The sequence below is a fragment of the Halanaerobiales bacterium genome, assembly GCA_035270125.1.
Taxonomy (GTDB): domain Bacteria; phylum Bacillota; class Halanaerobiia; order Halanaerobiales; family DATFIM01; genus DATFIM01.
The window spans coordinates 1-7,876 of record DATFIM010000193.1; the positions used below are offsets into that span (position 1 = coordinate 1).

Here is a 7,876-nt window from a genome sequence, read left to right on the forward strand (position 1 = left end):
ATGAAATGCCTTTTGTTGTAGAAGGTAGTAATCTCGTATATGAAATGGAAGGAAGACAGATTGAAATCACACAGGATCAGATTGATACAATTAATAACTATATATTATCAGATAACAGTTATTTAAAAACCGAGGTAATAAATAGTTTACCTGTAGGTATTAAAGCTGATATTTATTTGGCAACTACAAATAATGATACAATTACAAAAAACGAATTATATACTTCTTCCAATAAAGTAAATAGTTCTTCTGTAATAGAGATAAATGGATCAGATGGAGAAGCTATAAGTTCGGAAAATAAATTTATTTTGGGTGATAATAATGGAGAAGAAGGATTGCTAACTAAAATAGAAGATGCAGTTAAATCCAGGCAAAATATTTTTATTGGATTTAAATTTAAGTTAGGTGATGTTGATAGTGATGAATTTATTGCTGGAGAAAAAACATATTCATTTTCAGATGATCAAAATATAGATACTAAAGCTCATCTTGGAATAACTGTTAAGGTTAATCAATAGGAAGGAAGGTGACTATTAATGAATAATAAATTAAAAATTTCTATATTATTAAGTATTATCATGATTCTAGTTGTTTCTGGCATAAGTTCTGCTAATTCAGGTCAAACAATTGCATTAGGCCATGAATTTACAACTTTAAGTGGTTCAGCAGCTATTTTATCCAATCCAGCCTTTGTTAATGAAAGAAATGAAAGATTTATTTTTGAATTAAATGGCCAGCTTTCCTTCTGGAATAATGGAATAAATAGTAAGTATTTTAATAAATACTTAGAGGAAAGTGACAAAGATAAGATTTTAAATAATATAGAGAGTGATGGTTTAGTTCTTAGTACTGATGGAATTCAGGATATGAAAATATTAGTTGGTCCTGTTGGAGTATCTGGTGGGGTAAAAGAAAATATTCAGGGATCTATTTCTTCAGATATAATTGAATTAATTTTAAAAGGCAATGAGATAGGGAAGACATATAAACTAGATGGTACTGATTTAAGTGCAGGAATTTATGCTGATACAGGAGTTAATTTTTCCTATCCAATAGAAAAAGCAGCTAGAGAAATGAATATAAATAATTTTAAAATTGGTGGTAGTTTTCACTATTTATATGGTGCTATTTTTAAAGTTAAAGGAGAAGGGGAAGCTACTATAGATTATAATAATACTTCTTCTGAAGGAAAGATTCGAATGGAATATGCCGAAAAAGCTACAGGAATTGCTTTTGATTTGGGAGCCTCATTTGATATTGATGACAGAATTACAGTAGGAACAAGTATTTTGAATATAGGTTCTTTAAAAGGAAAAGACTCAAGATATAGTGAAATGAAATTAGTTCAGGAAGGGACAGAAGTTACTACTGAAGAAATAGAAGATGAACCAATGGAAAAAGATTTGGTGTACAAACTTCCTAGAAAGTTTAAAATTGGTGGAAGATATGATTTTAGAGAAAACATTGATCTTTTTGCTGATTATACAATTACCAGTTATGATATTGGAACAACAGATCATACTCTAGCAGGAGCTGTAGAGTATAAACCGGTAAAAATGCTTCCATTAAGACTGGGAGCCAATTATTCAACATTACAGAATAGCTTAGCTTTATCAGGAGGAATGGGACTACATCTTGGTCCTGTTCATCTAGACTTAGGTTTTTCAGATCTTAAATCATTTTTCCAGAATGCAAAAGGAGTGGAAGCCGGTCTATCAGTCAGTTTAGCATTTTAACATTTACCTCCAGTATGATATAATAAATTAAGAAACTTAAATCTGAGGAGGCTGATAAGATGAAATTGAAGTGGTGGGGACATTCCTGCTTTTTAATCGAAGAAGATGGTAAAAAAATAATTACAGATCCATATGATGATAGTTTACCTTATTCAAAAGTAGATGACCGGCCCGATATTGTCACAGTCAGTCACGATCATTTTGACCACAATGCAGTTGAACGTTTGGAAGGTGATTTTGAAGTAGTAAAATCTAAAGATGGTTATCAGGATGATAATATCGAGATAAAAGGGATTAAAACATTCCATGATAAAGATGAAGGTGAGGATAGAGGAGAAAATTTAATCTTTACCATGCAGTTTTCTGATAAAAAGCTCTGTCATATAGGTGACCTTGGTCATCCTCTTACAGAAGATGAGTTTTCTCAATTAGAAGATATAGATATTTTATTAATCCCGGTTGGAGGATATTATACAATAAATGCCGATGAAGCTTTTGAAATAGCCCAAAAAATAGATCCTAAATATATAGTACCTATGCATTATAAAACAGATATTTTAGATTTCCCAATAACCGGTGTTGAAGATTTTATTCATAAATTTGATCATGATGCTATTGAAATAAAAGATGGAGCTGAAGTTGATTTAGATGATGTTCCAGAAGGTAAAAAAGTAATAGTTGTAAATTATGTTCATAAATAAAATAACAGATGTAATTTTGACCTGCCTGAGAGGGCAGGTTTTTCTATATAATGATAATTATAAAAAAGGATTTTAGGTATTGATAACGAATATTAATACAGGAGGTTTATTATGGGACTTTTTAATAATATATTTTCTAAAAACAAAAAGAAAATGGTTGTTTTAGGCCTTGATGGTGTTCCTTTTACTTTTATGAAGAGAATGATAAAAGAAGGTAAGATGCCTGTATTTAAATCTCTTTTAAATAAAGGTAGTTTCAAAAGAATGAATTCAGTCTTACCTACTATTTCTTCAGTAGCCTGGTCAACATTTATGACTGGAGAGGATGCCTCAGGTCACAATATTTTTGGATTTATAGATAGAAAAGCTGATCCTTTTAAATTATATATACCAACAGCAAAACACCTTAAAGCTCCAACTATCTGGGATAGATTGGGAGAGGAAAACATGAGGAGTGTAGTTCTCAATGTCCCGGTCACTTATCCCCCCAGGAAAATAAAGGGAACTTTAGTTTCGGGTTTTTTAGCTACTGATCTTTCTAAAGCAACTTTTCCTGAAGAAACAGCTCAGGAGCTGGAAGATATGGATTATGTAATAGATGCAGATACCTGGGTGGCCCGGGATTCAAAAAAGAAATTTATTGGAGATTTAAATTATGCCCTGGACCGCAGGTTTAAAACTATGTTTAAATTTTTGGAAGAAAAGAAATGGAATTATTTTCAGTGTCATATAATGGAAACTGATCGTATAAACCATTTTTACTGGGCGGATATGGTTGATGAAAACCCTGATTTTGTTAATGAATTTTACGAATTTTATAAAAAGATTGATGATTATATAGGAAAACTGCTTAAAAAACTGGATGATGATACTCAACTGATTATTCTTTCTGATCATGGTTTTTCTAAAATAAAAAAAGAGGTACAATTAAATTATTGGCTTGAAGAAAAGGGATATTTGAAATATAATAAAGCTAAGGATAATGTAGAAAACTTAGAAAACATGTCTTCTGAATCTAAAGCTTATAGTTTATTACCAGGACGAATTTATATAAACCGAAAGGGTAGAGAAGAGATGGGTACTGTTGCAGCCAGTGAATATTTTAAACTTAGAGAAAAAATTAAAGAAGAATTATTAGAATTAAAGGACAATGAAACTGGTAAAAAGATAATTAAAGATGTGTTTTTTAGAGAAGAAATATATAATGGACCCTATCTGGAACAGGCGGCTGATTTAATAGCTGTTCCTCATAGAGGATATGACCTTAAAGGTAAAGCAGCTCCTGCTAATTTTATAGAAGAAGGTTTTATCCAGGGGATGCACACCTTTGATGATGCTTTTATTTATCTAAAAAATAATGATTATGGTTTGGATATAACAGATATAGAGGAAATAAGAGATGTAAACCCACTTATTTTAAAATATTTTCTTGAAAATTAATATTAATTTCTCAACAATTATTAACCTAAATATTAAATAGTGGTGGTGGGAAAATGGAGATAATCTTAATTGTGGCCAGCTATATTTTTGGATCAATCTCCCCGGCAAGGATACTAGGGAGTGTTAAAAATGTTGATCTAACTGCTAAAGGAACCCAGAATCCAGGTGCAACTAATGTCTACAAACTTATTGGAAAAAAATGGGGAGTAGCAGTAGCTTTTATGGATTTGTTTAAAGGAATGATACCGACTATTGTTGCCAGATTATATTTTTATGATGAACCTTTAATTTTCCTTTTGACCGGGATTTCAGTAGTTGTTGGTCACGATTGGCCAATCTTTTATAATTTTAAAGGAGGAAGAGGATTGGCAGCTTCTATTGGCGTATTTTGTGTTCTCCATTTTAGTTTAATCTTTTTTACCCTTGTAGTTTCAGTATCAATGTCTCTCTATTTAAAAAGAAACTATGGAGAAAGGATTAGAATTCCTTTTTCACTTTATCCTTTATTGATTTTTTCCAATTTATTTTTTATAAGAAATTGGTTTCTTTTACTATATACAGTAATTTTAATGGGTCTGGCTTTTTATAGAGCCTGGCAGGTTAGACACAAATTGCAGGATCCAGTAGTTGAAGATGAATTTAGTGAATTTAACGAATTTTAACTAAGAAAGGAGATGTAGAAATTGTCAGGAAGAACATTTGTAATTGGCATAGATGGTGGAGACTTTTCACTGGTAAATAAATGGATTAAAGAAGGTAAACTTCCTAATTTAGAAAAAATAAAAAAAGCTGGTAGTTCAGGTAAATTAAGGAGTACTATTCCTCCAATCACTGGAGCAGCCTGGTCAACTTTTCAGACAGGTACTAATCCAGGTAAACATGGAGCATTTAACTGGTTCAAAAGAAAAGAAGGTGAGTACAGAGCTTCACCGGTAACCTATAATGATATTGCTGAACCTACATTATGGCAGATATTAAGTAAACAGGATAAAAAGGTAGGAATAATAGGAGTTCCAGTTACCTATCCTCCAGAAAAAATAAATGGATTTTTAGTTCCTGGTCTTTTGACTCCTAAAGAAGCTAAAAATCAGAGTTATCCTAAAGATATAATTGATGAAGTAAGGGAGATTGCTCCTGATTATAAGTTTTCCCCAAAAGAGTGGACAAGAGGTTATGACCCTAAAGAATGGGTGGAGGAAATGCATGATGATATTGATGATAAAGTAAATGTTGCCACTCATTTTATGGATACTAAAGAATGGGATATGATGATGGTTCATTTTATGGAAACTGATCAGGTCCAGCATTTTATGTGGAATTATCATGAAGATGAAAATCATGAATGGGATCCAGTTTTTGATATCTACAAAAAAGCAGATGAAGCTATTGGTAAAATTAGCGAAAAACTAAATGAAGATGATACCCTGCTTATTATGTCAGATCATGGATTTGGACCACTACGATATGATTTCCATATAGATACCTGGCTTTTAAGAGAAGGTTATATCAAATTTAGAGATAACCCTGCTACAAAGTTTAAAAAGTTTTTCTTTAATAGAGGTGTAAATAAAGAATCGCTTTATCCTATTGGTGAATATCTTTATCCGGTAGCAAATAAAATTAATTTTATAAATAATGTACTTGATGTAGCCAGCAATCCTTTATTTGAATGGCTCTTTCTTTCCAGTCAGAATGTAGACTGGGAAAATACAGTGGCCTATTCTCACAGTGAAATTGGGCATATTTATTTAAATGTTAAGGGAAGAGAGCCCAGAGGATGTGTTGAGCCTGAGGATGTACCTGAAGTAAGACAGGAAATTATAGAAAAATTAAGGAATTTAGAAAATCCTTTTACAGGTAAGAAAATTACATCTCAGGTTTATGAAGGAGATAAATATTATCATGGAGATAAGGCTCATCTTGCTCCTGATATAATCTTTTTACCTGATGACATGGAAATTATAGGTAAAGGTGCCTATGAGTTTTTGACTCACAAAACTGTAAATAAATCACGTTTTCAGACCGGTCACCACCGGATGGATGGACTTTTCTTTGCAGCTGGACCTCATGTTCAGGAAAATAATGATGTTGATGCTGGAATTATTGATCTGGCCCCAACCATTCTTTATGACTTAGGTTTACCGGTTCTTGATAGTATGGATGGAGATGTTATAGCTACTGCCTTTAAACATGAATATAAAATGGAACAGAAACTTGAAATGACATCTAAAGATGAACTTGATTTAAATATCAAAAAAGATGGTAATGATGACGATGATGAAGAAATGAGAGAAAGACTAAAAGGTCTAGGTTATGTTTCTTAAGCTAAAACAAATATAATAACTACTAAAAGGGATCTCTTTTTATGGAGTATCCCTTTTTCTTTAGAATAGATACTGAGGAGTGAAAATTAATGAAAATACTTTTTGATTTTGATATAAGTGAAGAATATGTTAATCGACTTAAGCAGCTGGCACCTGAAGCAGAATTTGTAGTAAGTGATAGTGAAGATAAGACTAAAAAGGAAATAGTGGATAGTGACCTTTTGTTTGATTTTCGCGGTATAGAAAGGGAAGATATTGAAAGAGCTGAAAACCTAAAATGGATACAGACCTGGACAGCCGGTGTTGATAAATTTATGGAAGATGATTTTAAAAAAGTTTTAAAAGAAAAAGATATTATTTTAACTAATATGAGTGGAGTTCACAGTAATGTTATTGCAGAACACAGTCTTGGTTTTATGATCAATTTTAGCCGGAGATTTTGTGATTTTCATGAACAGAAAAACAATAAGGACTGGAATAGATTAAAAGTTGATCAGTTGGCAGGTAAAACTCTGGCAGTTGTAGGATTAGGCAGTATAGGCAGTGAAATAGCGAGAAAGGCAAAAGTTTTTGAGATGAATGTTTTAGGAGTTAACCGGAGTGGAGAAGGTGATTTTGACCATGTTGATAAGCTTTATGGTCAGGATGAGTTAAATAAAGCTCTGGAGTTGACTGATTATGTAGTGGTGATTGTACCTTTGACTCCTGAAACTGAAGGTATGATTGGTGAAAAAGAGTTTGCAGCTATGAAAGAAAGTGCTTATTTTATAAATATGGCCCGGGGGGAAGTTGTAGATGAACCGGCTATGATTGAAGCTTTAAGAGAGGGAAAAATAGCGGGGGCAGGACTTGATGTTTTTGCTAAAGAACCACTACCTCAGGATTCACCTTTATATGAGCTGGATAATGTATTGATTACACCTCATGTTGGTGGTGCTTTTCCTGGCTATAATAAAAAAGCTATAAAGATAGTGGAAGAGAATTTAGAGAAGTTTGTAAAAGGTAAAAAAGAAGAAATGATAAATATAATTGATTATAATTTAGGTTACTAATAAGGAGGGTTATCTGATGAGAGTTTTACTTGTAGTTGATGTTCAAAATGATTTCTGTCCAGGTGGTGCTTTAGCTGTTCCCAAAGGAGATAGAGTTGTACCTGTAATTAATGAGTTGATGGCTGATTTTGAGCTGGTACTTGCTTCTAAAGACTGGCATCCCGAAGGAAGTGTTCATTTTGATAACTGGCCTAAACACTGCTTAAAAAATAGTGAAGGTGCTGAATTTCATCCTGATTTAAATATAGAGAAAATAGATAGAGTTTTTCTAAAAGGTACAAAAGATAGAGATGACGGTTATTCTGTCTTTGAAGCTACTAACCTTGATTTAGCTGATTATTTTAATAAAAAAGATGTGACCGAAATCTATATCAGTGGTCTGGCAACAGAGTATTGTGTAAAAGAAACTGCGTTAGATGCTGCAAAAAAAGGTTTTGATGTTTATATTGTAAAAGAGGCTGTGGCCGGAATTGATGAAGATGATGTAGAAGCTGCTATAGAAGAGATGAAAGAGGCAGGAGTCCAGTTTGTTTCTGCTGAAGAGGTGTGATTAATCTTTTAAGAAAGGAAGATTGAGATGGTAGAGAAAATGTTAGTCCGCCGAAAGTTAAATAAGATGATTG

General features: G+C 32.5%; 8 protein-coding genes. All 8 read left to right on the forward strand.

What is annotated here, in order from left to right:
- The coding region (locus VJ881_09790) for a hypothetical protein (GenBank protein HKL76344.1) at window positions 1–518 on the forward strand (518 nt) is incomplete at its 5' end.
- Window positions 519–536: 18 nt separating this feature from the next.
- Window positions 537–1,736 carry a DUF5723 family protein gene (locus VJ881_09795; GenBank protein HKL76345.1) on the forward strand — a complete coding sequence of 400 codons (1,200 nt, stop codon included), beginning with the start codon at window positions 537–539 and terminating at the stop codon, window positions 1,734–1,736.
- Between the two features lie 59 nt (window positions 1,737–1,795).
- Entirely contained in the window at window positions 1,796–2,437 is a 642-nt protein-coding gene (locus VJ881_09800) for an MBL fold metallo-hydrolase (protein ID HKL76346.1), read from the forward strand.
- A 111-nt stretch (window positions 2,438–2,548) separates the two neighbouring features.
- Window positions 2,549–3,877: an alkaline phosphatase family protein gene (locus VJ881_09805; GenBank protein HKL76347.1), complete on the forward strand. Its 1,329-nt coding sequence runs from the start codon at window positions 2,549–2,551 to the stop codon at window positions 3,875–3,877.
- 53 nt (window positions 3,878–3,930) lie between these two features.
- The gene (locus VJ881_09810; GenBank protein HKL76348.1) at window positions 3,931–4,539 is read left to right on the forward strand and encodes a glycerol-3-phosphate acyltransferase; all 609 of its coding nucleotides are present in this window, start codon (window positions 3,931–3,933) and stop codon (window positions 4,537–4,539) included.
- Window positions 4,540–4,560: 21 nt separating this feature from the next.
- Window positions 4,561–6,201 (forward strand): alkaline phosphatase family protein, encoded by a 1,641-nt coding sequence (locus tag VJ881_09815; protein ID HKL76349.1) that lies wholly within the window; start codon window positions 4,561–4,563, stop codon window positions 6,199–6,201.
- Between the two features lie 89 nt (window positions 6,202–6,290).
- Window positions 6,291–7,253, forward strand: coding sequence for a D-2-hydroxyacid dehydrogenase (locus tag VJ881_09820; protein ID HKL76350.1), 963 nt, complete (start codon window positions 6,291–6,293; stop codon window positions 7,251–7,253).
- A gap of 16 nt (window positions 7,254–7,269) precedes the next feature.
- A complete protein-coding gene (locus VJ881_09825; protein ID HKL76351.1) occupies window positions 7,270–7,803 on the forward strand; it encodes a nicotinamidase in 534 nt (177 codons plus the stop codon).
- Window positions 7,804–7,876: the final 73 nt, after the last annotated feature.

Coding starts and splice junctions, on each gene's coding strand:
- VJ881_09810 (HKL76348.1), top strand. CDS start 3,931: ATGGAGATAATCTTAATTGTGGCCAGCTATATTTTTGGATCAATCTCC.
- VJ881_09820 (HKL76350.1), top strand. CDS start 6,291: ATGAAAATACTTTTTGATTTTGATATAAGTGAAGAATATGTTAATCGA.
- VJ881_09805 (HKL76347.1), top strand. CDS start 2,549: ATGGGACTTTTTAATAATATATTTTCTAAAAACAAAAAGAAAATGGTT.
- VJ881_09795 (HKL76345.1), top strand. CDS start 537: ATGAATAATAAATTAAAAATTTCTATATTATTAAGTATTATCATGATT.
- VJ881_09800 (HKL76346.1), top strand. CDS start 1,796: ATGAAATTGAAGTGGTGGGGACATTCCTGCTTTTTAATCGAAGAAGAT.
- VJ881_09825 (HKL76351.1), top strand. CDS start 7,270: ATGAGAGTTTTACTTGTAGTTGATGTTCAAAATGATTTCTGTCCAGGT.